The sequence below is a fragment of the Streptomyces sp. 2A115 genome (assembly GCF_052245575.1).
Lineage (GTDB): Bacteria > Actinomycetota > Actinomycetes > Streptomycetales > Streptomycetaceae > Streptomyces.
Map to the genome: position 1 here is coordinate 126,090 of NZ_JBQQCG010000015.1, position 26,955 is coordinate 153,044.

Consider the following 26,955-nt stretch of genomic DNA (forward strand, 5'->3'; position numbering starts at 1 on the left):
AGAGTGTCCGGGTTCCGAACACGCCGTGCCCCTGACAAGCGCTGGGGGGAGTATTCGGCCGCACGACCAGCGGGCGCAAGGGCGCCTTTCGGCCGTCCGGCGTTCAACTTGCCTATGCACCGCGCGAGTTGATCTCATCGCCGCGGATGTGCGGATTACGTGCGGATCACCGGAGCAGATTGCGTTCCCCAGCCGCAATCGCCGCGCCCAGGGTATTCCCCGGCGGCGGAAAAGGGCAGATGAAGTGGTCGGCGAATGCGCACGGCGGCAGCAGCGCCCGATTGAAGTCGACGGTCGTACGGCCGTCGGCGTCGGGCGCCGCGGGCCGCAGGAACCTGAATCGATAACTGCCGTGCCCGCTCGTGGCATCGCTGAAAACAGCCCACAGGGAACCGTCCCCCTGAACGGTCGCCTGAAGCCCCAGCTCCTCCCCGTCCAGCCCAAAGGTGAGTTCACCGTCGAGCCCGAGTCCGCGCTCGCGCCCGTCGGCGTTGGCCACGCGTACGGTCCGGTCCTCTCCGTACGGCGTGAAACGTCCCGGCACCGACCAGCGCGGATCGTACGACGTGGCCTCGATGCCCCGGAACGCCCGCCGTGCCGCGGAAGCGGGGTCGAAGTCGCGTACGCCCCAGACCCCTTCGCGCACGAGGACGACGAACCGCCGCTCGCCGTGCCCGACTCGGGCGGCGGCGGCCGGACCGCGATCGGCCTCGAGCCGCACCTCACCGGCGAACGGCCGTCCGTCCAGGAGAAGGCCATCGGCTGCCCCGCCGGTCAGCACGACCGCGCCGGAGCCGTCCACGGACCACCGACCGGGGACTCCCGGCAGAACCCCCTCCGGACGGTCCTCGATCCAGTGCGTGCCGCTGAGCGCGAGCGGCCCGTAGGGCGCGGACACCGTCTCGGTACGGCGCTCGTGCCAGCGCTTCCAGTCCTCGGACGCGTCCGTCGTCATGTCCGTCGTCATGCGATCAGCCCTTCAACCCCGGGATCCGGCAACCTGAGGTATGAGCGCGGCGTCGTCCCGCCGTATTCCGTCCGGAATGCGCCGCACGGTGCCCGGCGTTCTCCCGCCCCGCCCTCGCCACACGCACTCTCCTGGCCGGACTGGTGCCGTCAGCAGCTGCAGTCGCATCCACACCCGTCACACCCGTCGCAGCAATTGCCGCAGCACTCACAGCCGTCGCAGCAGTCGTCGCAGTTCCGGCAGATCCCTTCCTTCGGCTCCCGAGTCCACGGATCCTCGTACTCGCAGCAGCACATCTGGCACGTGCAGGCGAGCCCCGACCACACCAGACAGCCCGCGAGGAGCCCGCGCCGGTCGCGGCGCGGCGGCTCGGGGGGCGGCGGACCGCCGGGCCCGGACGGCGCGTACGGGTTGCCCGGCGGAGGCCCGTACAGCTCGGTCCGGTGCGAGCACGAGGTGGTGCCGAACGCCCGGTCCACGGAGTTCCGCAGCTCGTGCACGAGCAGCACGTGCGCCAGCTCGGCCTCGGTGAACTCCACCTCGCGCAGCGCGAGGCGTATCCCGTGCAGCGCGTCGTCGGCGAGCCGTCGGGCCTCGACCAGTGACGTACCGGTGGCCGTCAATGGGTTCCAGGCACCCGACGCGGCGTCAGTTTCCCGGTCCTCGACGGCGTCCAGGAGATGGGCGAGCCGTCCGAAGAGGCGGCCGGCCTCGGCGAGCGGTGCCGCGTTGCCGGGCCGCCCGGCCAGGATCGCGGTGTGCGCGAAGGCCGCGGCGGTCGCGGTCTCGGTCGGTTCGGTGACGGTCAGCAGCGGCGTGCCGAGTCCCGCGAGCGCCTCGATGCCGGTCTGCCGGTCCACGGCGTCGACGAGCAGGGCGGTGTCGAAGCCCACGTCGGAGCCGGTCCGCGCACCGGCCCGCCCCCAGTTCACGGCCACCCGGCGCGCGGCGAGCGCCACGGGCCGGCGTGCCAACAGCCCGTCCCCGTCGGCCACGTGGTCGTGCACCTTCGCCGAGGCGAGCACCAGCGAGACGGCGGCGGCGAGCCGTGCCCCGTCGCCCCGAGCGACCGACGCGCTGCGCATTCCGCGCAGCGGACAGGGCCCCGCCGTACGCCGCCGGTCACCGGCATGCCCGGCCTGAGCCTCCGTCAAAACCGATACCAGCAGGCCGTCATAGTTCGTGACGACCCGCGCGAACTGTCCGTGGTCCCCGCGCAGCGCGAGACACAGCCCGCACAAATGGGCCATCCACTGGGTTTTGAGGCTTTCGCCGAGCCGATGCCGGCAGGGCCTGACGATTCCGAACACGACGATCCCCCGTGATGTGTACGACGTTGAGCTGCGGCATCGTATCGACACCGCGTTCACCCGTACGCTCCAGCCGTCACCCATACGCCGTGAAGAATCATATTTCACTCTCAGTCAGCAGCCGTGTGCGGCAGGACCCTTGGGAAACGCGGGCTCTCGACGAATTCGTTCTGCACCAGTACCGTCACGAAACCCCCGCGCGGCGTCTATCCCCTTGGCGCGACATCCGCATCATGGACGACCATGGGGATGCGGAAAGAAGAAAGACCGCTGTGAGAGGAGGCGTCCATGGGATCGGTGCGCAAGGCGAGTGCCTGGCTTGGCCTCGTCGACGACAACGATGACGAGCGTTACTACGACGACGACTACGCCGAAGGATCCGCCGAGCCCAGGGATGCCTGGGTCACGGATCCGCGAGTGAAGGTGGCGTCCGAAGCGGCCGAGGAGAAGGGCCGCCGGATCGGCACGGTCACCCCGGACAGCTTCCGGGACGCCCGTGGCATCGGCGAGCTCTTCCGCGACGGCGTTCCCGTCATCATCAACCTCACGGCCATGGAGGCGGCCGACGCCAAGCGCGTCGTCGACTTCGCGGCCGGCCTGATCTTCGGCCTGCGCGGCTCGATCGAGCGCGTGTCGAACCGGGTTTTCCTGCTGACCCCCGCCGACACCGAAATCGTCAGCGGGGAGCCGGCGAGCCGTCGAACGGACGGTTTCTTCAACCAGAGCTGAGCAGGGCCGCTCACCGGCCCCGCCTCTCGTCGCCGCCCAAGGCCTTCGGCCTACCGGAAAGCGTCGAGACCGGTGAGCGCCTTGCCCAGTACCAACTGGTGCATCTCGACGGTGCCTTCGTAGGTCAGCACCGACTCGAGGTTCGTGGCGTGGCGCATCACGGGGTATTCGAGCGAGATCCCGTTGGCGCCCAGAATCGTCCGTGCCGTACGGCAGATCTCGATCGCCTCTCGTACGTTGTTGAGCTTGCCGAAACTGACCTGCTCGGGACGGAGCCGTCCCGCGTCCATGCGGCGCCCCAGGTGGTGCGCCAGCAGAATTCCCTTGTGCAGCTCGACCGCCATGTCGGCGAGCTTGGCCTGGGTGAGCTGGAATCCACCGATGGGCCGCCCGAACTGCTCACGCGTCTTCGCGTACTCGACGGCGGTCTCGAAACTCGACCGCGCGGCGCCCATCGAACCCCACACGATCCCGTACCGGGCATGGGACAGACAGCTCAGCGGCCCCTTGAGCCCGGTGACCTCGGGCAGCACGGCATCGCCCGGCAGCCGCACCTCGTCCATCACGAGTTCGCTGGTGACCGACGCCCGCAGCGACCACTTGTGCTTGATCTCGGGCGCGGAGAAGCCGGGCCTGTCGGTGGGCACGACGAATCCGCGGATCCCTTCGTCGGTCTGCGCCCAGACGACGGCGACCCCGGCGACGGACCCGTTGGTGATCCACATCTTGCGCCCGCTCAGGACCCAGTCCCCGCCGTCCCGCTTGGCGTACGTACGCATCGCACCGGGATCGGACCCGTGATCGGGTTCGGTGAGGCCGAAGCACCCGATGACTTCGCCCGAGGCCATCCGCGGCAGCCACGCCCGCTTCTGCTCCTCGCTCCCGAACCGGTGGATCGCGTACATCGCGAGCGACCCCTGCACCGAGACGAGCGACCGGATCCCGGAGTCGGCGGCTTCGAGCTCCAGACAGGCAAGCCCGTACTGCACGGCGGAGGCCCCGGCGCACCCGTACCCGCTGAGTGACATCCCCAGCGCGCCGATGTCCCCCAACTCGCGCGCCAGCTCCCGGATCCCGGGCAGCTCGCCCTTCTCGTACCACTCCGCGACATACGGCACCACCCGATCCGTGGCCCAGGCCCGCACGGTGTCCCGGATCGCCAGATCCTCCGCACTCAGCAGGTCGTCGACACCGAGGGGATCGGCGGGATCGAAGGGGGGCAGCTTCGAGGATGCGGCCACGGGAGAACCTCCGGCACACGAAAACTAGCACTGTTAACCAGGACTGGCGCCTGACGTTACGACGCAGTGTCCCGCACGTCCAGGCCGGGCCGAAGGCGCAGGTGCAGGCGCCCCGTCAGCTCACGGACTCCGCGTGAAGGGATGCCCCCGCCTCCCTGGGCCCGGGCACATGCCCCGCCAAGCCCGCCGCGGGCGCCTCGCACTCCATCACCCGAGGCAGCCGCAGGGCCATCACAGCCCCCAGCAGCAACAACCCCGCGCTCACCAGCAACGTCACATGCAGCCCATGCACGAACGACTCCCGAGCCGCGTGCCGCAGCGCCTCCCCGCGCTCCCCGCCGAGCCGCGCGGCGACCTCGTACGCCTCGCCCAACGAGTGCCTCGCGGCAGCGGAGTCCGAGGCGGGCACCCCATGCACGGAGGCCAGCCCGGGCGCGTACGCGGCGTTCATCACGCTCCCGAGGAGGGCTATCCCGATCCCGGCCCCGAGCTGGTACGACGTCTCCCCGATCGCCGCCGCCCCGCCGGCCTGCTCCTGCGGAGCCTCGCTCAGCATCGACTCGTACGCACCGAAGAGCGTCACCTCGAGCCCGAACCCGAGCAGCACGAACCCGGACAGCAGCAGCGGAGCGTTGTCGTGGCTCCCCATGGCCGTCAGCATGACGACCGCGACGGCGGTGAGACAGAACCCGCTGCAGACCATGGTCCGAGGCCCGAACCGCTGCAGCAGGTTCGCGCCGGCGAGCCCCGCGGCCATGGCGGCGATGGTGAGCGGCACCAGCCGCAGCCCGGTTTCCAGGGGGGAGAGCTTCAGCACGAGCTGGAGATACTGCGCGGCGATCAGTTCGAGGCCGACCAGCGCGAGCATCGCGAGCACGATGCACCCGACGGACGTGCTGAAGGCGGGCCGCGAGAACATCTTCAGGTCCACCAGCGGCTGCCGGTGGCGTCGCTGCCGCCGCACGAAAGCGACCAGCAGCCCGGCCCCGACGGCCAGCGGCACCGCCGTGAAGACGCTCAGCGGGGCCTCTCCGCCGCCGAGCCGCTTCACGCCCAGCACGACACCGAAGAGCCCGGCCGCGGCCATCAGCGCGCCCACGACGTCCCACGGCCCGTCCCCGTCGCCGGTCGACTCGGGCAGCAGCAGCCGCCCGACGGGCAGGCTGACGAGCATCAGCGGGATGTTGATGAGGAAGACGGAGCCCCACCAGAAGTGCTCGAGCAGGAAGCCGCCGAGGAGCGGTCCGACGGCCGCGCCCACCGCGGCGACCGCGCTCCAGACGCCGATCGCGAACGCCCGCTCGCGCCGGTCGGGGAAGACCTGCCGCAGGATCGACAGCGTGGCGGGCATGATCATCGCGCCGCCGACGCCGAGGAGGGCGCGCGCCGCGATCAGGACCTGCGCGTTGTCGGCGAGGGCCGCTATGGCGGAGGCGACGCCGAAGAGCGCGTACCCGAGGAGGAGGATCCGTCTGCGGCCGACGCGGTCGCCCAGCGTGCCGAAGAGGATCAGCAGCGAGGCGCAGACCAGCGGGTAGATGTCGACGATCCAGAGCAGTGATATCGCGCCGGGCTTGAGGTCCTCGGTGACGGCGGGTACCGCGACGTGCAGCACGGTGGCGTCGACGGCGACGAGCAACAGGCTGGTGCAGAGGACGATGAGGACGACCCAGCGGTTTGCACCGGCCCCGGCCTCCCGACGGCAACGCGACGCGGCCGTGGTCGTCCCGGACATGTACGTACCTCCCAGATGTTCCCTCGCGTTCGGCGGGACCACAGGGTGGGGACTCCCTGCGGTCGCGGCCGGGGATGAGCGGTGTCCCGGGCCCACGCAACAAAGGCGAGTGAGCGGCCAGCGTACGCGAGTTCCCGTCGGGTACAGGTGGCGGACCTCTCACGTTCCGCTCGGAGAGGGTGTGGCATGCGCCACGCTTCCCTGTCTCCAAGCACGCCCCGTCGGGGTCACCGGTTGCGGGCGGCGCCCATAATCGAGCCCGTGACCGATCTTGAAACACCCGTCGCGCCGACCCGCGCGGAGCCCGCGTGGCGCCGCGCCGCGCCCGCCCTCCTCGGGTACGCGGCGGTGCGCGCGCTGGGCCTGGTGGCGCTCGCGGTGTGGAGCGCCGCGCGGGACAAGAGCCCGCAGCAGCTGCTCTCCGCCCGCTGGGACTCGCTCTGGTACACCCGGGTCGCCGAGCTCGGCTACGGCTACGAGGTGCGCCTGCCGAACGGCGACGTGCACTCGAACCTCGCGTTCTTCCCGCTGCTGCCCTGGCTGGAGCGGGCCGTGGCGGCCGTCAGCCCTCTCTCGTACGCGGACGCGGGCCTGCTGGTCAGCACGGTCGCCTCGCTCGCGGCGGCCTGGGGGATCTTCGCGGTCGCGGACCACGTCTACACGGAGAGAAAGGCGCGAAGCGCGGCCTTGGAAGGGCGGTGGCGGGAGACGGGCGGGCGCCGGGTGGGCGTCTGTGCCGTGCTGGTGTGGGCCGTCCTGCCCGTCGGGATCGTGCAGTCGATGGCGTACAGCGAGTCGCTGTTCACGGCGCTCGCCGCCTGGTCGCTGTACGCGGTCCTGACCGGCCGCTGGCTGACCGCGGGCCTGCTCGCCTCGCTGGCCGGCCTGACCCGCCCGGTGGGCGCCGCGGTGGTCGCGGCCCTGTGGGTGGCGGCCATCGCCTCCTTCGTACGGGAACGGAGTGATTCCGTACGGGAACGGAGTGTTCCGGCACCGGACGGCGCCCCGCGGTGGCCGCGCGCCCTCGCCATGCTCCTCGCGCCCCTGGGCGCCGCCGGCTATGTCCTGTGGGTCGGCCACCACACCGGCAAGGGCCCGCTGGGCTATCTCGACGTCCAGGCGGGCTGGCGCAACGGCTTCGACGGCGGCTACGCCTTCGCCCGTTTCATCGCCGAAAAGTTCGCGTCGTCCCCTTCGGCCCTGGCGGGGGTCGGGCTGATCATCGGGGTCGGCCTGCTGGTCTGGCTGTACGTCATCTGCGTGCGGCAGCGTCAGCCGCTTCCGCTGCTGGTGTACGCGGGGGTCGTCACCGCGCTCGCCCTGTGCGCGTCGAGCTATTTCGGCTCGAAACCGCGTCTCCTGATGCCGGCCTTCCCTCTCCTGCTGCCCCTCGCACTGGCCCTGTCCCGGCTGCGAACGTCCAGGTCGGCGTGGGTGCTGGGCACCGTGGCGGTCGCGTCGGCGGCGTACGGCGCGTTCTGGCTGAACGGCTCCGGTCCGCCGTGATCGGCTTCTGGCCGTGGGTGAGCACCGGGAGAAGCGCACACAAGCACCCGGTGAACGAATTCATAAGCGCCACAAAACAAGTCACCTGAGTGATCAATCGAATTGACGGAAGAACAGGCCGCGGATTCTCTAATCCTTCGAAATAAACCACCTCCTGAGAGCAATCCCACATCACACCCTCATCACAAAGAGGGTGCTTCGCCCAGGAACACACCTCACTCGCTGTAACGTCGATTGGGTGCGTACCGAACGAAAGCTGACTCGTCTGGACCGGGTCTTCGCCCGGCTGGACCGTGAGCCGGAACGACCGGCCCACATCGACGTGCCTCGGATGAGCCGGCACAGAGTGGTCCTTTTCGCGTCCACGCTCGCCTTCTACGTGGCCATCGTGTGGGCCGTCGTGATCACCTCGTGGCTGGTCCGGCTCGACTGGCAGGTCATGTTCTTCCGGCCGTATCAGCAGTGGCCGGAGATCCACGCGTTCCTCGACTACTACGTGGTGCTGGGCCAGCGCGGCCCCACCGCCGTGATGGTCTCCGCCTGGCTGGGCTGGCGGTCCTGGCGGCAGCACACGCTGCGTCCGCTGCTCGTCCTGGGCGCCTCGCTGCTGCTGCTGAACATCACGGTCGGCGCCGCCAAGATCGGCATGGGCCGCCTCGGCCCGCACTACGCCACCACCGTCGGTTCGAACGAGATGTGGCTGGGCGGCGACATATTTCCTTCGGGCCACACCGCCAACGCCGTGGTGACCTGGGGCATCCTCGCCTATCTGGCCTCGACGCCGTGGGCCCGCCGTTGGCTGTCGGCCCTCTCCGCCGTGGTCTCCCTCGGCGTCGGCCTGACCACCGTCTACCTCGGTACGCACTGGCTGAGCGATGTGGTGCTCGGCTGGGCCGCGGGTCTGCTGATCCTGCTCGCGCTGCCCTGGGTCGAGCCGCTGATCGCCCGCGCCGAGACCGGCCTCTTCGACCTGCGCGACTACTGGCGCAACCGTCGCAGCGCCCCGGCAGCCGTTCCCGCCGTCCCGGAAGGCGCTCCCGCGGCGCTCTCTCCGCTCGACACTCCGGCCGACGACGAGGAGCCCGCGGTCCGCGAGCCGGTGGCCGCCTCCCGGCCGCCCCGGCCTCCGGTCCATCCGCCGGGCTTTCTGGCCCCGGGCCCGCACACGGCCCGCTCCGAGCGCACCCCGGTGACGCCCGTCGGCAGCCGAAGACCGCCGCAGTCGGACCGAGTGACACGTGGCACCGCCTCGGCCCGCCCTCTCACGGGCGGCTGAGCACCGGGCAGCGGGGTCGGTACGCACACCACTCCCCGCATGGCGAAGGCCCCGGCTCCAGGAGCCGGGGCCTTCGCCATGCACTCAGGCAAGCAGGCGGCATGTACGCAGGCATATGGCCGGGCATGCGCGCCGAGATGGTCAGCCCTTCCAGCAGCGCGTCACGCGGCCGTCCGTGACCTCGAAGTTCAGCCGCCCCACGCGGTACTCCATCGTGATGATCGCGCCCGGCGGCAGCGACCGCACGGTGGACCAGCCGCGCTCACGGGCCAGTCGCTCGGCGCCGCCCGCCTCCATTCCGACGTACGCGTCCGGGCTGTCCGAGGGCTCTGCGGGAGGGGTGGGAATCGGTGGCATGCCGCCACGTTAGGCGGCGTAACGCGGACGGGGAAGCCCGGACCCGCCACCATCCGTCACCGGTCCCTCTCCGGTCACGCTTCTGTCACAGGACGACGACACTCGTTTTGGCCGCCGTGACATCAGCTGCCGCGCAGCGGGCCGTCACACGTACGAGCGATTCCGTACGTGTTCCGCCCGCCTTCGAACGTAATTCGGGACTACTCGGGACTACCTTGGCCGCGGTCCGAATATCCGAGGGGAAAGCGTGGCGCCGACTCCGCGCCCGCGTTTTTTCATTCCGGTTCGGCGGCGTGTCCCGAAAGTTGACAGGCCATAGGAAATACACGGTTACAGCACAGAAACCACGTACGCCCCCTGTCGGAGCGCCGTGCGCCGCGAGCATCATGGCGTGGACTTCAGGAGGCCCGGGACGCGACGAGCGAGGGGGCAGCGATGGGGACGGAGACGGCGCAGGCGGCGGTACGGCCGCCCGTACCGGTGAAGCCGGGGCGACTGATCGTGGACTGGCTGACCACGACCGACCACAAGAAGATCGGCCATCTCTATCTGATCACCTCGTTCGCGTTCTTCCTGGTCGGCGGCCTGATGGCGCTGCTGATGCGCGCCGAACTCGCCCGGCCCGGCCTGCAGATCATCGACAACACCCAGTTCAACCAGATGTTCACCCTGCACGGCACGATCATGCTGCTGCTCTTCGCGACGCCGACCTTCGCCGGTTTCGCCAACGAGATCATGCCGCTGCAGATCGGTGCGCCCGACGTGGCCTTTCCGCGGCTGAACATGCTGTCGTACTGGCTGTTCCTCTTCGGCGGTCTGATCGTGCTGGGCTCGTTGCTGGTGCCCAGCGGCCCCGCCGACTTCGGCTGGTTCGCGTACGCGCCGCTGAACAGCATGGAACGGTCGCCCGGTATCGGTGCCGACATGTGGATCATGGGACTCGCGCTGGCCGGTTTCGGCACGATTCTCGGCGCGGTGAACTTCCTTACGACGATCATCGGGATGCGCGCGCCCGGCATGACGATGTTCCGGATGCCGATCTTCACATGGAACACGCTCTTCACGTCGATCCTCGTCCTGATGGCGTTCCCGGTGCTCGCCGCGGCGCTCCTGGTCCTGGAGGCGGACCGGCGGTTCGGCTCGCAGGTGTTCGCCTCGGCCAACGGCGGGGCGCTGCTGTGGCAGCACCTGTTCTGGTTCTTCGGGCATCCGGAGGTCTACATCATCGCGCTGCCGTTCTTCGGGATCATCACGGAGATCCTGCCGGTCTTCAGCCGGAAGCCGATCTTCGGCTATCTGACGCTGGTCGCGGCGACGATGTCGATCACCGGTCTGTCGGTGGTCGTGTGGGCGCACCACATGTTCGCCACTGGTGCGGTCCTCCTGCCGTTCTTCTCCTTCATGTCGTTCCTGATCGCGGTGCCGACGGGCGTGAAGTTCTTCAACTGGTCCGGCACGATGATCAAGGGATCCCTGTCCTTCGAGACACCCATGCTGTGGGCGGTCGGCTTTCTGGTGTCGTTCCTGTTCGGCGGCCTGACGGGGGTGATCCTGGCCTCGCCGCCGCTGGACTTCCACGTCACGGACACGTACTTCGTGGTGGCGCACTTCCACTACGTGGTGTTCGGCACCGTCGTCTTCGCGACCTTCGGCGGCTTCTACTTCTGGTGGCCGAAGTTCACCGGGAAAATGCTCGACGAACGGCTCGGCAAGATCCACTTCTGGACGTTGTTCGTCGGCTTCCACACCACGTTCCTGGTGCAGCACTGGCTCGGCGCGGAGGGCATGCCGCGCCGGTACGCGGACTATCTGGCCGCCGACGGGTTCACGGCCCTCAACACCATCTCGTCGATCGGCGCGTTCCTGCTCGGTATGTCGACGCTGCCGTTCCTCTACAACGTCTGGAAGACGGCGAAGTACGGCGAGAAGGTCGACGTCGACGATCCCTGGGGCTTCGGCCGTTCCCTGGAGTGGGCGACCTCGTGTCCGCCGCCGCGGCACAACTTCGTCACGCTGCCCCGGATCCGCTCCGAGTCTCCGGCGTTCGACCTGCATCACCCGGAGTACGCGGCGCTTCCCGAGGAGTCCGCTCCACCGCCCGGGTCAGTCGGTCCCGCGCGGTCCTGATCACGTCGGTGAGCTCGGCCGGTTCGAGCACCTCGAACTCGAGGCCCATCATCATCACGTGAATCACCATCACGTCGAGGCTCCCGGCCCCGGTGCGCAGGACGCAGCTGCCGGCGCTCTCCGCCTCCAGCGTCCCGGCCGAGGGCGAGATGTGCTCGGCCGCCTCCTCCAGGGGCACGAGCAGCCTGATGACGGCCTGTGCGGCGTACACGCGGGTGGAGACGCCCTTGGACACGTAGGCGGCCAGGTCGTCGGCGGGCGGCGTACGAGGAGTGAAGCGCGGCCCGTGCGGCGGCCTCGGCGTGACACGGTCCACGCGGAACGTGCGCCAGTCGTCGCGGTCGACGTCCCAGGCGACCAGGTACCAGCGGCGCTCGGTGCACACCAGGCGGTGCGGTTCGACCGTGCGGCGGGTCGAGGAGCCTTCGTGGTCGCGGTACTCGAAGCGCAGCCGCTCCGAGTCGCGGCAGGCGGCCGCGAGTTCGGTGAGCACGGCCGGGTCCACGGCGGACGGCTGAGGGCCGCGCAGCATCGGCACGGTGTAGGCGTTGAGGGCGCCGACCCGGCGGCGCAGCCGGTGCGGCAGGACCTGTTCGAGCTTGGTGAGGGCGCGTACGGAGGTCTCGCCGATGCCCTCGATGCCCTGCCCGGCGGCGGTGCGGAGGCCGACGGCCACGGCGACGGCCTCGTCGTCGTCCAGGAGCAGCGGCGGCAGCTCGGCCCCCACGCCGAGCTGGTAGCCGCCGCCCGTGCCCGGGCTGGCGTTCACCGGATAGCCGAGTTCGCGCAGCCGGTCCACGTCGCGGCGGACGGTGCGCGGAGTGACGCCGAGTCGCTCCGCCAGGTTGGCGCCGGACCACTCTCGGTGGGCCTGGAGCAGGGAGAGCAGACGCAGGAGTCTTGCTGAGGTCTCCAACATGGCGCCGAGTCTGCCAGTCCTTGCGGACAGCCACTGTCCGCAAGGACTGGCAGGGGTGCGTCCGGTTTGTTTGCCGGGTGCGGGCCGTCCGTAGCTGGTCGCGCCCACGCGGCGGAGCCGCATGATGTGACAGCTCCCGCGCCGATTACGGGGCGCCGATTACGGGGCGCCGACTGCAACGGACAGGTCATTGTCAGCCGTGTAGTACGGGCCGGCCGTCACCAGGCCGCTCTCCGTCTCCAGCGTGACCTTCGGGTACGCGAAGATCAGCTTCTTTTCGGCGATGTCGTCGAGCAGCCGGGCGATCCGTACGCGCGGCCCGGCCTCCCCCGCCGGGCGCAGCCACAGGTCCCAAATGCCCACCGACAGTGCGGAGTAGTCGACGGTGAAGCGGAACTGTGCCTGGTCCGAGGCGACTTCGGCCCTGAGCGCGTGTTCCGGTTCCTCGCGGACGCGCAGTTCGGCGTACGCGTCCGGCAGGAGTTTCGCGCCGTACACCTGACCCCGTACATCCAACTCGCCCTCTGCTATGCGCAGTTCGCCCGCCTCGGCGTGCGGGGCGCGCAGCCAGCTGCGGACGGTGAGGTTGCCGTGCTTGGTGCCGTACGGGATGCGCACCGCGACGTGGCCGCGGTCGCCGCTGGGCACGCGGTCGACGAGCGAGCGCAGGTCGTTGAGGCCGGGTGTGAGGCGCTGCGGCTCGCCGTCGGCGAGCTGGGTGTAGGCGTCCCAGCGGCCCTCGGGCAGCTCGACGCTGCTGGGCAGCGCGGCGCGCAGTCGGCCGTCGGCGGCGGCCGGGGTGAGCGGCAGCCGGACCTCCTCGTGGCTGTCGCGGTGACGGAGCACGAGGTGCGCGCCGCCGGCGCCGACGCCGTCATCGGGGTCGGTGACGTCGAAGGTGAGCCCGCCCGCGGAGTCGGCGATGCAGTCGGCGCGCGGCGGCATGGCGGTGTCCTCGTCGGTGTCCTGGTGCGCGGCCCGCGGAGCAAGCGTCATCATGCGGAACGCTCCTTCCCGAGTACGGTGCGTCCGACATCCCGAACGGCATACGCACCACTGAGCAGCGCTCCTCGGGTGCGGTGCAGGGAGCCGCGTATCCGGCCGATCTTCGAGTCACCGCCGCGCGAGACGAGGCCGTCGAAGATCGACTCGTAGCGCTCGGCTATCCGGGCCGGGTCGAAGCGCTCGGAGTCCTTGAGCGCCGCGCCCGCCATCCGCCGCCGCAGCGCGTCGTCGTTGATCAGTTCGAGCAGGCCTTCGGCGATGGCCTCGACGTTGCCGACCGGAACGAGGCGGCCGTCCACGCCGTTGTCGATGATCTCCCCCGGGCCGTGCGGGCAGTCGGTCGAGACGACGGGCAGGCCGCAGCGCATGGCCTCGACGATCGTCATGCCGAACGACTCCAGGCTGGAGGTGACGGCGGCGATGGAGCCCTTGGCCCACTCCGGCTCGATCGGGTGGGCCGCGCCCATCAGATAGACGTGGTTGTAGAGACCCAGCTGGTCGATGAGGCTCCGTAGCCGGTCCTTCTGCTTGCCGCCGCCGTAGATCCTCAGGCGCCAGTCGGGCCGCTGGTCGCGCACGCGGTCGAAGGCCTTGATCAGCAGGTCGTACCGCTTGACCGGGGCGAGCCGCCCCGCCGCCACGACCCACTTGCCGGAGCCGTCCGCGGGCTCTATGCCGGGCGCGGGCACCGGGTTGGGCACGGCTTCGACATGGACGCCGGGCAGCCGCATCTTCTTCCGGTACGCACCGGCGTCCGCCTCCGTGGTCGTGGTGAGCGCGTCGAGCCGCGGGTAGACGCCGCGCAGCTCCGTGCGCAGGGCGGCCGAGTGGCTGTCGAGCGTGAGGTGCTCCTGGCCGACCCGGACCGGGCCGCGCCGGGTCTGGCGGGCCAGGTGCACGTTCAGCCCCGGCCGGGTGCCGACCACCACGTCGGCCTCGACCATCGCGAGATGGCCGGCGATGCGCCGGTCGGTGAGGACGCTGTACTGGTCGTAGCGGCCCTCCCCACGCGGGAAGACCCGAGCCGGCGTCCGGGACTCGGGGTCCTCGCCCTCGTATCCCGGGCTGTCCTGGCGGATGTCGACGAGGTGGCGCACGTGCACGCGCGGGTCAGGCGCGAACACCGGCTCGTCGCGGTGGCGGAATACCGAGACGATCTCGACGTCGTGCTGCTCGGCCAGGGTGTTGGCCAGGTTGTACGTGGTCCGGATGGTCCCCCCGATGCCATATGCGTTGTGTATGAGAAAAGAAATATGCATGCGTCCCCGAATCCCCTGTCTCATCCGCCTGCCGCATGGTTAGACATGGCCTCCTGGCTGTTGGTTGGGCTCCATTACCATCTTGTTCCCTAACGGTTGCGCCACTGGTAGGCGATATCAGGAACCTTTTCACCTTGTCGCGCATCAGAGCAGGTAGGGGATACGCAAGGGTGCCTGAGGGATCAGGGTGGATCAGGGTTTGTATGACAACTGCGGTACGTCGAAACACTCATCGTTCATGTCTCCCTGGCTCACCCAGCCCTCGGCGTCCTCCCAACGGGCCACCGAGACACAGGTCCTGCGGGTCTTCGGGGGTTCGGACAGCCGCTCGTGCCGGACGGGAATCAGCAGGCCGTCGGCCGTGTACGCCTTGCCCGAGTCCATGAAGCGGTCGACGCACGCGCGCGTGACGCCCGTCCCGGCACAGGACTTCGCCGCGTCCGTGAACCACATGGCGGCGGCCCAGCCCTCCAACTGCCACTGGGAATGGGTCTCCAGGCCCTTCGTGGCGTCCCGGAACTCCCGTACGGCGTCGTGGTCCGTGTCCTCGTGGTTGCGGCTGGAACCCGTCGCCCACAGGGCGTTGCGGCAGCGCGGTGAGTCCTTGTAGTCCTCGGGGACGGTGGACGTCCAGTTCTGCACGTTGGTGACCTTGGCGAGGACCTCGGCGCCGACGTCGTCCATCGCCTTGCACAGCTGGGCGTTGCCGTAGCTGTCGATGGCGTCGAAGACCAGGTCGGCGCCCTGCTCCTTCAGATCGGCCGCCGCGGCACGGAAGTTGGGCAGCGCGAAGTCGACCTGTTCGGTGACCACCTCGTAGCCCTCGGCCTCCAGGCCCCGGGTGACGAGCCGGGCGTATGCCGCCGACGAGGACTGGTTGTACGAGACGACGGCCGCCGTACGGGCGCCCTGCTCGCGCTTGAAGTAGCGGTAGATCTCGGTACCGCCGTACAACTTGCCGTCCCAGCCGGGTTCCCCGTCGCGCGGGGCGAGGCTGCCGTAGATCCCGTAGAGGTGCGGGTAGGTGTCGTACGCCGCGCCGATGGGCTGGCCGCCGATGTCGGGCACGCGCGCGCGTGACACGCGGGAGGCGCCCGCGTAGTCGAGGGCGGTGGTGGCGACGAGGGCGACGACGTTGTCCTCGTCGACGAGTTCGTGCACGCACTCGTTGTTGCCGACGCCGCTGCCGCCGTCGTCGCAGGTACGGACGTCGACCTTGCGGCCGTCGATGCCGCCGCGCGCGTTCAGCCGGTCGAAGTAGGCCTTGGCGCCGTCGCGCGGCCCCGTGAACGTGTCGCCGCCGACCGGGCTGGTGGCGCTGGTGATGATGCCCACGCGGATCGGGTCTCCGCCTTGCTGTGTCGGTGTCCGCTGCGGCCGGGTCTCGAAGTCGCTCTCCGGGAGGCGGCTGCCGCAGGCCGTGCTCAGGAGGAGCAGCAGGCCCGCGACAGCGCACTCAGCAACCCGGACCCGGCGACTCATTGCCGCTCAGCCCGACCAGCCCGCACAGCGTCTTGACGGAGACCTTCCACACGTCGTCCTGCTCGACGGCCGTCCCGGCGGCGTCGGGCATGACCGTGGCGCCCTTGAGCGTGAGCGAGTACGTCACGTCCGCCTCGGTCGGCGAGGTGAACTCGATCTCGTTGACCGTCGCCTCCACCTGCCCGCCGCGTTCGTCACCGCTGAAGCTCTCCAGGACCTGGGCCATCTTGTCGCCGTCCTCCAGGACGGCCTGCTTGTCCTTCAGGGAGACGGCGGGGTCGAAGAACTTCTTCCAGTTCTCCCTGATCTCCTTCTCGGCCGCCGCGGAGTCGGCCGGTTCTGTCGCTGTGGGACTGGGCTCGACGGTTGTTGGCCGCTCCACGGTGGGAGAGGGCGGCGCGGTGTCGTCACCGCCGCTGTCGTCTCCGCACGCCGTGAGGGCCGCTGCCAGGGCGAGTACCACCGCCGCCGCCAGCCCCCCGCTGTTTCCCCGCCTGAGGTCGCTCCCGAGAACCATCTGGCTCACCACCGGGTGTCGGTCCGGGCCATGTGCGCCCGGTTCTTTCAGGGTCAGCTTCCAGAAGGCATAGTGCAAGCCATTGGCTGACATGGACAGACACATGACGTGGGAGCCCGTATGCGGACTGCTCGACTGCGGACTGTGCACCCCGTCCTCTGGGCCGGGTGGGCCGCGCTCGCCGCGGGAGCGGTGCTGTGCGTCCTGGGCTGGTACGGGATCTCCGGCGAGCGGTTCGCGGAGCGGCAGCTGCCGTATCTCGCGTCCTGCACGGTGCCCGGAGCCGCGCTGATCATCGCGGGCGCGGTGCTGCTCACCCACGGCAGGAACGCGCTGGCCGCCGCACGTGTGGAGGAGTTGTACGGGCTCCTGGTCGCCGCCGAGCCCGCCGACGTCGGCGAGTCCGGGCAGGCGGCCGCCGCGCCCGTCGCCGTCAGCGGAGACCTTCGGATGGTGCCGGGCGGCACGCTGTGGCACCGCGCGGACTGCCCGCTCGTGGCGGGGAAGCCGGAGGCCCTGCCGGTGGACTCGCGGGTCCTCGCGAGCGGGGAGCTGGCCCCCTGCCCGATCTGCGAGCCGACCGCGTCCGATGACCGGCCGGCTGCCTCGGGTGACCGACCGTCCGACCCGGGTGACCGACCGTCCGACCCGGGTGACCGACCGTCCGACCCGGACAACAGACCGTCCCCCTCGGGCGACTGATGGCGTCGCTGACGTACGACCTCACGCTCGCCGGGCTCTCCGTCGGCAGCGCCGCCGCGCTCACGGGGATCGGGCTGATCGTCACCCACCGGGCGACCGGCGTGCTGAACTTCGCGCACGGCGCGATCGCGATGGTGTGCGCGTATCTGCTGCGCCAGCTCACGGTCGAGTGGGACTGGCCGCTCGCGCTCGCCGCCGCGGTCACCCTGCTCGTGGTGGCCCCCGGCATCGGCATGGCCCTGGAGCGCTTCGTCTTCCGCCCCCTGTCCGTGCTGGGCAGCGACCCCGCACAGACCCTCGTCGCGTCCATCGGGGTGTTCGTCCTGCTCGTCGGCGGGGCGGCGCTCGTGTGGGGGCCCGGCGCACACTCGGACGCGCCGACGCTCGTCTCGGCCGACCCTTGGGGTCAGCTGGCGGCGGCGCTCGTACTCGCCGTGGGCGTGGGCGCGGTGACCCGCTGGACCCGTTTCGGCCGGGAGCTGCGGGCCGTCGTCGACGACCGCTCGCTCGCCGTTCTTGGCGGCATCGACGCGGACCGGGTGGCCGCCGCGGGCTGGGCCTTCGGCTCGTTCACGGCGGGCCTGACGGGGGTGCTCCTGGCGCCCTACGTACGCCTCGATCCGTACGGCCTGCCGCTGCTGGTCATGGAGGTCGTGGCCGTCGCGGTGGCCGCCCGGATGCGCAGTCTGCCGGTGGCCGTGGTGGTCGCGCTGGGCATCGGGGTCGCCCAGAGCCAGCTGACACAGCTGCACCCGTCGGGCTGGGGCGAGCCGCTGGTGCAGGCGTTGGGGGCGAACCTCTTCGTCGTGGCGCTGCTCATCGCGGCGCTGGTGCTGCCCGGGATCGGCACGCGGGACGCGCTGCCGCGCACGGCGACGGCACGGGTGGCGACCCCGCCGGGCGCGTGGATCGTGGCGGTGGTGCTGTTCCTGCTGCCGCTGGGCTTCGCGGGCTCGGACCTGCACACGTCCGTCCAGGTCCCGGCACTCGGCGTCGTCCTCCTCTCCCTGGTCGTGGTGACGGGCCGCGGCGGCCAGATCTCGCTCGGCCAGGCGGCGTACGCGGGCCTGGGCGCGCTCTTCACGGCGCTGCTGGCGGCGGGCCGCTTCCCGGGTCTGCCGGAACTCCCCGAACTGGCCGCGCTCGCGGTCGCCGTCCTCCTGGTGGCTCCCCTGGGGCTGCTGACCGGCTGGCCCGCCATCAGCCGCCATGGGCTCGCCCTCGCCCTGGCGACCTTCGCGGTGGGCGTCGGCGTCAGCCGCTTCGTCTTCGCCCAGCCGTACGCGACGTCGGGCCTGAACCTCGGCCGCCCGGCGGGCTTCGAGGGCGACCGCGCGTACTACGTCCTCGAACTCTGTTTGCTGGCGGGCGCGTTGCTGGCCGCCCACGCCCTGCGCCGGGGCCGCACCGGCCGGGCCCTGGCCGCGATGCGCGACCACGAGGCGGGCGCGTCGGCGGCGGGCGTCCGCGTGCCCGCGCTCAAGGTGACGGCCTTCGTGGCGGGCGCCGCCCTGGCCGCCCTCGGCGGCGGCATGCTCGGCATGGGCCTGCGCGCCTTCGACCCCGCCGCCTACGACCCCGTCCGCGGCCTCCTCTGGTTCGCCGCGATCGTCGTCCTCGGCGCGGACAGCGTGCTCGGCGCCCTGGCCGCGGCGGCACTCCTGGTCGGCCTGGACGCGGGGACGCGCGGCGGAGTGGCGGCGGCGCTGATCGGGCTCCTGGCAGTCCTCGTGGGCCGCTTCCCGGGCGGACCGTACGAGGCGCTGCGCCTGGCGACGGGCCGGCTGCGGCTCCACCGGGAGGCGGCGCTCACGCCGTTGGGGGCGAGGGTGAGGGGGAGGCTTCGGGCGACGGTCAAGGAGTTCGGTGCGGGAGAGGGTGCGGCTGTGGTGGGGGTTACGGACTCTGCCCGGCGGTCCGGCTCGACTCCGACGCCCGGCGCGGGCAGGACCGAAGGTCCGGCCCGGCCTCACCCCGCCGGCGCCACCGGAGCCATCGGGCAGGCCGAAGGCCGCGACCGACACGGCGCGACCCCAAGGTCGGGCGAGGACCGGTCCGAAGGCCGCACCGTACCCGAGCCCACCCGCCCCCGCGCCCCCCACGACAAACCCACCTCCCGCCACGTCCTCCGCGCCCGCGGCCTACGCGTCGCCTACGACGGCTTCACCGCTCTCGGCGGCGTCGACCTCGATCTCCCCCCGGGCCGGATCACCGCGGTCGTCGGGCCCAACGGGGCCGGGAAGAGCACCCTGTTCCACTGCCTCGCCGGAACCCTGCGGCCGGAGGCCGGGCGGGTCGGGTTCGGGGAGCGGGACATCACCCGGCTGCCCGCTCACGCACGAACACGGCTCGGTGTCGCCCGCACCTTCCAACAGCTCGCCGTCTTCCCGACCTTGACCGTGGCCGAGAACGTGCGGGTGGGCGCCGAGCAGGGGCGCGTCGTGGATGCGGGCGCCGTGGAGCGCGTGTTGCGGTTGCTCGGGCTCCACGGGGCCGTACGGTCACTGCCGGCGGCCGGACTGCCGACCGGGACCCTGCGGCGTGTCGAGCTCGCGCGCGCCCTGGCGGGAAGCCCGCGTGTCCTGCTGCTCGACGAGCCGGCGGCGGGCCTCGACACGGGCGAGGTCGCCGCGCTGGCCCGCGTGTTGCGAGCCCTCGCCGCGGACGGCATGGCCCTGCTCGTCGTCGAGCACGACCTGGACCTCGTGGCCGACCTGGCCGACACCGTGCACGTCATGACGGCGGGCCGCATCGTCGCTTCGGGCCCCGCCGAGCACGTCCTCGAAAGGCTCGACCGCCCTCAAGAACTCCAACAACCCCAAGGGCCCCAAGAGCCCTCAAGACCCCAAGGACCCGGCACGGCGGTCGACGGATGAGCACCCCCGGGATTTCCCTGCGCCACGCGCGCGTGCGCTACGGCCCGTTGGAGGCCCTGCACGGCGTGACCCTGCTCGCGCCCGCCCCCGGCCTCACCGTCCTGCTCGGCCGCAACGGCTCGGGCCGTACGACCGCGCTGCGGGCCCTGGCCGGGACCGTGCCCCTGTCCCGCGGTGCCGTGGTCTGGGACGGCGCCGACGTCACGGGGATGCCCGCGTACGAACGGGCCCGCCGCGGCCTGTGCCTCGTCCCGGACCGTCGGGCCGTCTTCGGCACACTCACCGTCCGCGAGAACCTCGAACTCGCGGCGTCGGCGCAGGACTTCGCCCCGACCCTGGACGCCTATCCCCAACTGCGCCCCCTGCTCACCAGAAGAGCCGGCACCCTCTCCGGCGGCGAACAGCGCATGCTCGCCCTCTCCCGCGCCCTCCTGGCACGCGCACGCGTGGTCCTCGTCGACGAACCCGCGCAGGGCATGTCCCCGATGGTCGCGTCCCGCACGTACGAGCTGCTGAGCGGCCTCGACGCGTGCGTCGTCGTGGCCGAGCAGCGACTGCCGCCCGGCCTGCACGACAAGCCGGCGATCGTGTACGAACTCCGGCGCGGCGTGGTCCTGTTCAGTGGCGAGGCGACGGAGGCGGCGGCGACAACGGCGGACCCATCAGTACCGGAGGGCCCGACACGCCAGGGGGGCTCTGGACCGCCGCGCCGTCCGGAGTGAGCGACCTCCCCGGGGCCGCCCCCTTCGGCAGCCGCAGCCTGGTGCCCGGGTTCAGCCGGTCCGGATGCTTCCCGACCATCTGTCTGTTGGCCTTGTACAGCGCCCGCCACCCGCCTTTGATCCGATACCGGCGGGCGACGGACGAGAGCGTCTCGCCGGACTTCACGGCATGCGTCCGGCCGCTGAGCTTGTACTTTCTGGCACAGACGGGCCACGCCTCCCATCCCTGGACGCGTACCACCTCCTCCGCGACCTTGATCTGTTCGGCCCGCGTGGCGAGATCCGCGCGCGGCGCGTAGGCCAGCCCGCCGAATGCCTGCCAGGTGCGCTGCCCGAACTGCAGCCCGCCGTAGAAGTCGTTCCCGGTGTTCGCGTGCCAGCGGCCACTGCTCTCGCACTCCGCGAGACAGCCCCACGGCCACTGGTCCTTCGTACAGGCGGACGGCGCCGGCACCTGGACCGTGCCGGGACCGGGCGCCGGAGGCGATGGCGCCGCGACCGCCTCGACGGGGACGAGCACGGCCAGGACGAGGGCGACGACAGTCACGTACCGCATGCGCTTGATCGACATCGGGCCACGCTAAGCGGGGTGACGAGGGTGCCTCGACGAGCCGCGCCAGCGGCCGGTGGGGCCCCACCCGGTCGGAGGACCGGGTGGGGCCCGTTGCCCGAAAGCAGGGTGAGTCCGGCTCGGAGTGCGCGGACTCGGCTCAGTGGCTCAGAGCTCCAGGCGCTGCCCGGGGACGATCGCGTTGGGATCCCCGCCGATGACGGACTTGTTGGCGGCGTAGATCCGCTGCCAGCTGGTCCCGTGCCGTGCCGCGATGCCGCTCAGCGTGTCGCCGCTGCGGACGGTGTAGTCGCCGCGGGACGAGCTGCGGGCGGTGTGGCCCGTCGAACGTGCCGGCGCCTTCGACGGCTTCGACGGGGCTGCCTTGGTGGTGGGCGTGTCGGGCGCGGACGCCGCGGGAGCGCTCCCGGACGCGCCCGCGCGTGCCGAGCAGGTGGGCCAGGCGCCCCATCCCTGCCCGCGCTGCACCTTGGTGGCGACAGCGATCTGCTGCGCCTTGGATGCCTTGTCGGCGGTCGACGCGTAGGCCGTGCCGCCGTACGCGCGCCAGGTGCCGGCGGAGAACTGGAGTCCTCCGTAGTAGCCGTTACCGGTGCTGATGTGCCAGTTTCCGCCGCTCTCGCACTGTGCGATGCGGTCCCACACTCCGCTGTCCGCCGCTGCGGCGTTGCCGGTCGCGGCGAGGAGTCCGAGCGGAGCGATCAGTGCCGCCCCTGCGAGGACCGCCGTCGTACGAGTCGTACGAGCCTTACGAGTGTTGTCGGCACAATCGGACATGTATTTCCCTCTCCAACAACCCGGGGTCCCCCAAGGCGGCACGGAACTCCCACGCGCTTCGACGCGGTCGTTCCGCTCCACCCCGTCCGCCGACGGTGGTGCTGATGGTGCTTTCTTGCTGGCTGTGAAGCGGTCGGCGGACGTACCCGAGCGGTGCTCGTTGCACACGGCGGAGGAATGTAGGGACCCGAGAGGCCCGATATCAACCAACTCCTTGTCATTCCAGGCCAGTTCGCCGTTACCGGGAGTATCGGCGATTTCAGGTCAGCCATTTCATTCGCTGATTTCCGGATTTGTCGACCAGTAGTCCTGATGATCTGTGACTCAGATCACGGGATCAACTTCCTTGGAAATCCAACGAGTTGACATGGAGTAACAGATTCCGCCACCGGGTTCACCCTGCGCGTCGGATGGTTCGATTCCGTTCGCTCTCGGGCGTGACTCCGGCCACAGATCGTCCGTTGTCTTCTTCATGAACCGGGAACCCATCCGGTTCATGGGCCGGGAGCCGCCCGGCCACGCCACGCATATCCCGAGGAGCCACCCGTGCCGCGCATGCTCGACGTCAGCGACGACGTACGCGCCGAGATCGGCGACGAAGAAGCCGACCGGCTGCTCGCCGGAGAGAACGCCCCGGGCAGTTACGACTGCACGTCCTGCCGCACCCAGGGCGACTCCGAACAGGAGCGCACCAGCACCGTCCTGTTCATCGGCGACGAGACCGCCGTACTCGCCTTCGCCCACGCCACCTGCCTGCCCTCGCAGGTCGTCCAGGTCACCGAGGAGCAGCTGCAGGGCGCCGTCCGCTCCATCACCGGCGACGAGCGCCCCTCCGAAGCCATGCCCGAGCAGGCCGTCCTCGGAGTCACCAGCGGAATCGTCCTGCTCGGCGGCGAGTTGCACCCCGCGCTCGTCGTCGAACCGACCGGGCCGATCGCCCGGCCCGGCACGACGGGAGGCGGCGGCGACGACTTCCTGCCCCTCCTCATCGAGCAGGGCTTCATGCCGGTGACCCAGCTCACCGAGGTGCCGCCCGTGCTGCACGGCTGGTCCGTGCTGCTCGCCATGGGCCAGCTGCACGCGGTGCTGCAGCCCGGCACGGGGGGCAGCTCACCCGTCGCCTGGTGGCAGGCCCACCAGCCGCTCCAGGTCACCGACGGCTGGCGGGCGGCCGCCAACAAGCACCAGCAGGTGCTGCTGTTCGCGGCTCCGGTCGGCTCGATCGGCCGCCAGCCCCGGGAGGACCTGCTGCGCGACGCCCTCGACAAGGCCGCCGCCAACGGCAAGCTGGTGGCGAGCGCCATGCCGCTGGCCGGTACCTGAGCGTGAGCCCCGGACCCTGAATGCGCCGGGCACACTCCCGTGACCTGCGAAAGCGGACAAGTCGGCCGCATCCGAAGGGCGGCGGGGTCGTTGGCACGTACGTGCACACCTACGACGTTCCTCGCCGCCTGCCGTACACGTCACCGATCCCGGCCATGCGGCCGGGACAGGAGAGCGCGGGCAGCCTCCCCCAATTTCTCGGCTTCGCTCGAACAGGGGGGACCCCCATGGCCACGCCGATCTACGACGCGCTCTGCGCGGAGTACCGCAGGAGCTTCCGGACCCTGCCGGGCGACCGCAGCGGCGAGGAGGAGCTCGGCTTCACGGCTTTCGGGACCGGCCCGCACGGCACGGGCTCGTACAACCCGGGTTCGTATGCGTCGACGCCGTACGGCATGCGGCACAGCGCCGGGTATCACGCGACCGGGCGGAACACAGCGTCCCCCACGCACCACGGTCAGGCCACTACGTCCGTCTGGCAGCCGGTTGCTCGGATGCACACCACCGGTCTGCTCCCGGCGGCGCTGCCGCCCGGACCGCGCCGGGAAAGCTGACCACGCGCACAGGAGAGGGCCCCTGCACAGCAGGGGCCCTCTCCCATGTGCTTCCCGCTACGTCACTTCTTCCTGCCGCGCTTCTCGCGCACCCGCACCGAGATGTGGATGGGCGTCCCCTCGAAGCCGAACTCCTCGCGCAGCCGGCGCTCCACGAAGCGGCGGTAGCCGTGCTCGATGAAGCCCGAGGAGAAGAGCACGAACCGCGGCGGCTTGGTGCCCGCCTGCGTGCCGAAGAGGATGCGCGGCTGCTTGCCGCCCCGGACCGGGTGCGGGTGCGCGGCGACCAGCTCACCGAGGAAGGCGTTCAGCCGACCCGTCGGGACGCGCGCCTCCCAGCCCGCCAGTGCGGCCTCGATCGCCGGGACCAGCTTCTCCATGTGGCGGCCCGTACGCGCCGAGACGTTGACCCGCGGTGCCCACGCCACCTGGAGGAGCTCGGTCTCGATCTCCCGTTCCAGGTAGTAGCGGCGCTCCTCGTCGAGGTTGTCCCACTTGTTGAAGGCGAGGACGATCGCGCGGCCCGCCTCCACGGCCATGGTCACGATGCGCTGGTCCTGGACGCTGATGGGCTCGGTGGCGTCGATCAGGATGACCGCGACCTCCGCCTTCTCGACAGCGGCGGCGGTGCGCAGCGAGGCGTAGTAGTCGGCGCCCTGCTGGAGGTGGACGCGCTTGCGGATGCCCGCCGTGTCGACGAACTTCCAGGTGACACCGCCGAGTTCGATGAGCTCGTCGACCGGGTCGCGGGTGGTGCCCGCGACCTCGTTGACGACGACGCGCTCCTCGTTCGCCACCTTGTTCAGCAGTGACGACTTGCCGACATTCGGGCGGCCGATGAGGGCGATACGGCGGGGCCCGCCGACCGCGGTACCGAAGGTCTGGGCCGGGGCCTCGGGCAGCGCCTCCAGAACGGCGTCCAGCATGTCGCCGGTGCCTCGGCCGTGCAGGGCGGAGACGGGGTGCGGCTCGCCGAGACCGAGGGACCAGAGATAGGAGGCGTCGGCCTCGCCGCTCAGGCCGTCGACCTTGTTGGCGCACAGGACGACGGGCTTGCCGGCCTTGCGCAGGAGGCGTACGACCGCCTCGTCGGTGTCCGTGGCGCCGACCTTGGCGTCGACGACGAAGACGACCGCGTCGGCCGCGTCGATCGCGTACTCGGCCTGCGCGGCCACGGAGGCGTCGATGCCGAGGACGTCCTGCTCCCAGCCGCCGGTGTCGACGAGCTTGAAGCGGCGGCCCGCCCACTCGGCCTCGTAGGTGACGCGGTCGCGGGTGACGCCCGGCTTGTCCTCGACGACGGCCTCGCGGCGGCCGATGATGCGGTTCACCAGGGTCGACTTGCCGACATTCGGGCGGCCGACGACGGCGAGGACCGGGAGCGGGCCGTGGCCTGCCTCCTCGATCGCGCCCTCGATGTCCTCGGCGTCGAAGCCTTCAACCGCGGCGAGCTCCATGAACTCCGCGTACTCGGCATCGCCAAGCGCCCCGTGCTCGTGCTCGGCCGAGCCCTCGGGCTGGATGTGGTCGTTCATGAAGTCGGTCCCTCGTCGTTCATCGTGGTGATCGGTGGAACTCCCTGATACCGGGTGATCCACTACTCGAGTGTCGCCTGGCGCTCGGTGTGACGCCCGGCGTTTTCCGTGCGTCCGGTGAGACGCCTGGCGTTTTCCAGGTGCGCGGTGAGCTGCTTCTGGATGCGTACGGTCGCCTCGTCGAGCGCCGCGCGCGTACGCCGTCCGCTGCCGTCGCCCGCTTCGAAGGGATCGCCGAAGACGACGTCGACCCGGCTGCGCAGCGGAGGCAGCCCCTTTATCAACCGTCCGCGGCTCTCCGTGCTTCCCAGAACGGCGACCGGAACGATCGGCGCTCCGCTGCGGACGGCGAAGTACGAGAGCCCGGCGCGCAGCGAGGCGAAGTCGCCCTCGCCGCGGGTGCCCTCGGGGAAGATCCCGAGGACGCCGCCGTTCTGCAGGACGCCCAGGGCCTGGGTGATCGCGGTGCGGTCAGCGATCGAGCGGTCCACCTTCAGCTGGCCGACGGCGCGCATGAAGGGGGCGAGCGGGCCGACGAACGCCTCCTTCTTGACCAGGAAGTGCGACGGCCGGGGCGCCACGCCGATGACCATCGGACCGTCGATGATGTGGGAGTGGTTGACCGCGAAGATCACCGGACCGGTCGCGGGGACCTTCCAGGCGCCCAGGACACGCGGCTTCCAGAACCCGTACATCAGGCCGACCCCGATACGGCGGCCGACCTCGGCGCCCCGCACGGAAGGCGCCTGCGGGGAGGGTACCTGCGTCACTTCGCGGCCCGCTTCTCCTCGACGAGGGTGACGACGCACTCGATGACCTGCTGGAGCGTGAGGTCGGAGGTGTCCACCTCGACCGCGTCGTCCGCCTTGGCGAGCGGGGAGGTCTTGCGGCTGGAGTCGGCCGCGTCCCGCTTCAGCAGGGCCTCGCGGGTCGTGTGGATGTCGGCGCCCTTCAGCTCACCGCTGCGACGGGCGGCGCGGGCCTCCGGGGAGGCGGTGAGGAAGATCTTCAGGTCGGCGTCCGGCAGCACGGTCGTACCGATGTCGCGTCCCTCGACCACGATGCCCTGCTCGGACCCCGCGGCGATCGAGCGCTGCAGCTCGGTGATGCGGGCCCGCACCTCGGGCACGGCGCTGACAGCGCTCACCTTGGAGGTGACCTCCTGGGTGCGGATCGGGCCCGCGACATCCGTGCCGTCGACCGAGATGGCGGGCGCCGAGGGGTCCGTACCGGAGACGATGTCGGGCTTTCCGGCCGCGGCCGCGATCGCGGAGGGGTCGGTGATGTCGATCCCGTTGCTCACCATCCACCAGGTGATCGCCCGGTACTGCGCGCCGGTGTCCAGGTAGCTCAGGCCGAGCTGCGTGGCGACGGCCTTCGAGGTGCTCGACTTGCCCGTACCGGAGGGACCGTCGATGGCGACAATCACGGCCGGGGCGGTCCGGGCGGCGGTGGTTTCCACGGG

23 protein-coding genes and 1 pseudogene are annotated in these 26,955 nt (G+C 70.9%); 9 read left to right on the top strand and 15 right to left on the bottom strand.

Annotation, left to right across the window (positions count from 1 at the left end; translation table 11 throughout):
* Window positions 1-166 precede the first annotated feature (166 nt).
* Together ACTWQR_RS15965 and ACTWQR_RS15970 are read right to left on the bottom strand one after the other, a co-directional pair.
* Window positions 167-967: a DUF1684 domain-containing protein gene (locus tag ACTWQR_RS15965; RefSeq protein ID WP_443227714.1), complete on the bottom strand. Its 801-nt coding sequence runs from the start codon at window positions 965-967 to the stop codon at window positions 167-169.
* 149 nt (window positions 968-1,116) lie between these two features.
* Window positions 1,117-2,277 carry a DUF5685 family protein gene (locus ACTWQR_RS15970; RefSeq protein WP_443227715.1) on the bottom strand — a complete coding sequence of 387 codons (1,161 nt, stop codon included), beginning with the start codon at window positions 2,275-2,277 and terminating at the stop codon, window positions 1,117-1,119.
* Between the two features lie 288 nt (window positions 2,278-2,565).
* Here ACTWQR_RS15970 and ACTWQR_RS15975 point away from each other — a divergent pair, with 288 nt between their 5' ends.
* The gene (locus tag ACTWQR_RS15975; RefSeq protein ID WP_443227716.1) at window positions 2,566-3,006 is read left to right on the top strand and encodes a cell division protein SepF; all 441 of its coding nucleotides are present in this window, start codon (window positions 2,566-2,568) and stop codon (window positions 3,004-3,006) included.
* 50 nt (window positions 3,007-3,056) lie between these two features.
* Here ACTWQR_RS15975 and ACTWQR_RS15980 read toward each other — a convergent pair whose 3' ends face one another.
* On the bottom strand, window positions 3,057-4,247 hold the full coding sequence (locus ACTWQR_RS15980; protein ID WP_443227717.1) for an acyl-CoA dehydrogenase family protein: 1,191 nt from the start codon (window positions 4,245-4,247) through the stop codon (window positions 3,057-3,059).
* A 115-nt stretch (window positions 4,248-4,362) separates the two neighbouring features.
* Entirely contained in the window at window positions 4,363-5,982 is a 1,620-nt protein-coding gene (locus ACTWQR_RS15985) for an MFS transporter (RefSeq protein ID WP_443227718.1), read from the bottom strand.
* Window positions 5,983-6,243: 261 nt separating this feature from the next.
* Here ACTWQR_RS15985 and ACTWQR_RS15990 point away from each other — a divergent pair, with 261 nt between their 5' ends.
* Complete coding sequence (locus tag ACTWQR_RS15990) at window positions 6,244-7,488, top strand: hypothetical protein (protein WP_443227719.1); 1,245 nt, start codon at window positions 6,244-6,246, stop codon at window positions 7,486-7,488.
* Between the two features lie 238 nt (window positions 7,489-7,726).
* Window positions 7,727-8,764, top strand: coding sequence for a phosphatase PAP2 family protein (locus tag ACTWQR_RS15995; protein ID WP_443227720.1), 1,038 nt, complete (start codon window positions 7,727-7,729; stop codon window positions 8,762-8,764).
* Window positions 8,765-8,905: 141 nt separating this feature from the next.
* Here ACTWQR_RS15995 and ACTWQR_RS16000 read toward each other — a convergent pair whose 3' ends face one another.
* Window positions 8,906-9,121 (bottom strand): I78 family peptidase inhibitor, encoded by a 216-nt coding sequence (locus ACTWQR_RS16000; protein WP_443227721.1) that lies wholly within the window; start codon window positions 9,119-9,121, stop codon window positions 8,906-8,908.
* 435 nt (window positions 9,122-9,556) lie between these two features.
* On the opposite strand from ACTWQR_RS16000, the gene ctaD reads away from it, so the two are divergent.
* The gene (gene ctaD / locus ACTWQR_RS16005) at window positions 9,557-11,248 is read left to right on the top strand and encodes an aa3-type cytochrome oxidase subunit I (protein WP_443227722.1); all 1,692 of its coding nucleotides are present in this window, start codon (window positions 9,557-9,559) and stop codon (window positions 11,246-11,248) included.
* Here ctaD and ACTWQR_RS16010 read toward each other — a convergent pair.
* The 5 genes from ACTWQR_RS16010 to ACTWQR_RS16030 form a co-directional block, all read right to left on the bottom strand.
* Window positions 11,130-12,167, bottom strand: coding sequence for a helix-turn-helix transcriptional regulator (locus tag ACTWQR_RS16010; RefSeq protein WP_443227723.1), 1,038 nt, complete (start codon window positions 12,165-12,167; stop codon window positions 11,130-11,132). The two genes, ctaD and ACTWQR_RS16010, sit on opposite strands and share 119 nt — an antisense overlap.
* 159 nt (window positions 12,168-12,326) lie before the next feature.
* Window positions 12,327-13,166 carry a hypothetical protein gene (locus ACTWQR_RS16015; RefSeq protein WP_443227724.1) on the bottom strand — a complete coding sequence of 280 codons (840 nt, stop codon included), beginning with the start codon at window positions 13,164-13,166 and terminating at the stop codon, window positions 12,327-12,329.
* A complete protein-coding gene (locus ACTWQR_RS16020; protein ID WP_443227725.1) occupies window positions 13,163-14,431 on the bottom strand; it encodes a glycosyltransferase family 4 protein in 1,269 nt (422 codons plus the stop codon). Before ACTWQR_RS16020 ends, ACTWQR_RS16015 begins: the two co-directional genes overlap by 4 nt.
* 192 nt (window positions 14,432-14,623) lie before the next feature.
* Window positions 14,624-15,913 carry an ABC transporter substrate-binding protein gene (locus ACTWQR_RS16025; protein WP_443227726.1) on the bottom strand — a complete coding sequence of 430 codons (1,290 nt, stop codon included), beginning with the start codon at window positions 15,911-15,913 and terminating at the stop codon, window positions 14,624-14,626.
* Complete coding sequence (locus ACTWQR_RS16030; RefSeq protein WP_443227727.1) at window positions 15,888-16,430, bottom strand: hypothetical protein; 543 nt, start codon at window positions 16,428-16,430, stop codon at window positions 15,888-15,890. Before ACTWQR_RS16030 ends, ACTWQR_RS16025 begins: the two co-directional genes overlap by 26 nt.
* A 120-nt stretch (window positions 16,431-16,550) precedes the next feature.
* Between ACTWQR_RS16030 and ACTWQR_RS16035 the strand changes: the two are divergent.
* The 3 genes and pseudogenes from ACTWQR_RS16035 to ACTWQR_RS16045 form a co-directional block, all read left to right on the top strand.
* A pseudogene (locus ACTWQR_RS16035) lies at window positions 16,551-17,024 on the top strand (hypothetical protein); the annotation flags it as partial.
* Between the two features lie 107 nt (window positions 17,025-17,131).
* The gene (locus ACTWQR_RS16040; RefSeq protein ID WP_443227728.1) at window positions 17,132-20,008 is read left to right on the top strand and encodes an ABC transporter permease subunit; all 2,877 of its coding nucleotides are present in this window, start codon (window positions 17,132-17,134) and stop codon (window positions 20,006-20,008) included.
* On the top strand, window positions 20,005-20,730 hold the full coding sequence (locus ACTWQR_RS16045; protein ID WP_443227729.1) for an ATP-binding cassette domain-containing protein: 726 nt from the start codon (window positions 20,005-20,007) through the stop codon (window positions 20,728-20,730). The genes ACTWQR_RS16040 and ACTWQR_RS16045 overlap by 4 nt, the downstream gene beginning before the upstream one ends.
* On the opposite strand, the gene ACTWQR_RS16050 is transcribed toward ACTWQR_RS16045, so the two are convergent.
* Entirely contained in the window at window positions 20,627-21,301 is a 675-nt protein-coding gene (locus tag ACTWQR_RS16050; protein ID WP_443227730.1) for a transglycosylase family protein, read from the bottom strand. The genes ACTWQR_RS16045 and ACTWQR_RS16050 overlap by 104 nt on opposite strands.
* Window positions 21,302-21,448: 147 nt before the next feature.
* Window positions 21,449-22,078 carry a LysM peptidoglycan-binding domain-containing protein gene (locus ACTWQR_RS16055; protein WP_443227731.1) on the bottom strand — a complete coding sequence of 210 codons (630 nt, stop codon included), beginning with the start codon at window positions 22,076-22,078 and terminating at the stop codon, window positions 21,449-21,451.
* 546 nt (window positions 22,079-22,624) lie between these two features.
* Between ACTWQR_RS16055 and ACTWQR_RS16060 the strand changes: the two genes are divergently transcribed.
* Complete coding sequence (locus ACTWQR_RS16060; protein ID WP_443227732.1) at window positions 22,625-23,401, top strand: hypothetical protein; 777 nt, start codon at window positions 22,625-22,627, stop codon at window positions 23,399-23,401.
* A 227-nt stretch (window positions 23,402-23,628) separates the two neighbouring features.
* A complete protein-coding gene (locus ACTWQR_RS16065) occupies window positions 23,629-23,955 on the top strand; it encodes a hypothetical protein (RefSeq protein WP_443227733.1) in 327 nt (108 codons plus the stop codon).
* Window positions 23,956-24,017: 62 nt separating this feature from the next.
* Here ACTWQR_RS16065 and der read toward each other — a convergent pair whose 3' ends face one another.
* From der to cmk, 3 genes are all read right to left on the bottom strand, one after another.
* Window positions 24,018-25,490, bottom strand: coding sequence for a ribosome biogenesis GTPase Der (gene der / locus ACTWQR_RS16070; RefSeq protein WP_443227734.1), 1,473 nt, complete (start codon window positions 25,488-25,490; stop codon window positions 24,018-24,020).
* A 62-nt stretch (window positions 25,491-25,552) separates the two neighbouring features.
* Complete coding sequence (locus ACTWQR_RS16075; protein WP_443227735.1) at window positions 25,553-26,299, bottom strand: lysophospholipid acyltransferase family protein; 747 nt, start codon at window positions 26,297-26,299, stop codon at window positions 25,553-25,555.
* Complete coding sequence (gene cmk / locus ACTWQR_RS16080) at window positions 26,257-26,952, bottom strand: (d)CMP kinase (RefSeq protein WP_443227736.1); 696 nt, start codon at window positions 26,950-26,952, stop codon at window positions 26,257-26,259. The genes ACTWQR_RS16075 and cmk overlap by 43 nt, the downstream gene beginning before the upstream one ends.
* Window positions 26,953-26,955 lie beyond the last annotated feature (3 nt).

Bases quoted from the DNA above. Each gene is read 5' to 3' on its own strand.
- ACTWQR_RS15965 (WP_443227714.1), bottom strand. From the start codon at position 967: ATGACGACGGACATGACGACGGACGCGTCCGAGGACTGGAAGCGCTGG.
- ACTWQR_RS15975 (WP_443227716.1), top strand. From the start codon at position 2,566: ATGGGATCGGTGCGCAAGGCGAGTGCCTGGCTTGGCCTCGTCGACGAC.
- ACTWQR_RS15985 (WP_443227718.1), bottom strand. From the start codon at position 5,982: ATGTCCGGGACGACCACGGCCGCGTCGCGTTGCCGTCGGGAGGCCGGG.
- ACTWQR_RS16000 (WP_443227721.1), bottom strand. From the start codon at position 9,121: ATGCCACCGATTCCCACCCCTCCCGCAGAGCCCTCGGACAGCCCGGAC.
- ctaD (WP_443227722.1), top strand. From the start codon at position 9,557: ATGGGGACGGAGACGGCGCAGGCGGCGGTACGGCCGCCCGTACCGGTG.
- ACTWQR_RS16010 (WP_443227723.1), bottom strand. From the start codon at position 12,167: ATGTTGGAGACCTCAGCAAGACTCCTGCGTCTGCTCTCCCTGCTCCAG.
- ACTWQR_RS16015 (WP_443227724.1), bottom strand. From the start codon at position 13,166: ATGATGACGCTTGCTCCGCGGGCCGCGCACCAGGACACCGACGAGGAC.
- ACTWQR_RS16020 (WP_443227725.1), bottom strand. From the start codon at position 14,431: ATGCATATTTCTTTTCTCATACACAACGCATATGGCATCGGGGGGACC.
- ACTWQR_RS16025 (WP_443227726.1), bottom strand. From the start codon at position 15,913: ATGAGTCGCCGGGTCCGGGTTGCTGAGTGCGCTGTCGCGGGCCTGCTG.
- ACTWQR_RS16030 (WP_443227727.1), bottom strand. From the start codon at position 16,430: ATGGTTCTCGGGAGCGACCTCAGGCGGGGAAACAGCGGGGGGCTGGCG.
- ACTWQR_RS16040 (WP_443227728.1), top strand. From the start codon at position 17,132: ATGGCGTCGCTGACGTACGACCTCACGCTCGCCGGGCTCTCCGTCGGC.
- ACTWQR_RS16045 (WP_443227729.1), top strand. From the start codon at position 20,005: ATGAGCACCCCCGGGATTTCCCTGCGCCACGCGCGCGTGCGCTACGGC.
- ACTWQR_RS16050 (WP_443227730.1), bottom strand. From the start codon at position 21,301: ATGTCGATCAAGCGCATGCGGTACGTGACTGTCGTCGCCCTCGTCCTG.
- ACTWQR_RS16055 (WP_443227731.1), bottom strand. From the start codon at position 22,078: ATGTCCGATTGTGCCGACAACACTCGTAAGGCTCGTACGACTCGTACG.
- ACTWQR_RS16065 (WP_443227733.1), top strand. From the start codon at position 23,629: ATGGCCACGCCGATCTACGACGCGCTCTGCGCGGAGTACCGCAGGAGC.
- der (WP_443227734.1), bottom strand. From the start codon at position 25,490: ATGAACGACCACATCCAGCCCGAGGGCTCGGCCGAGCACGAGCACGGG.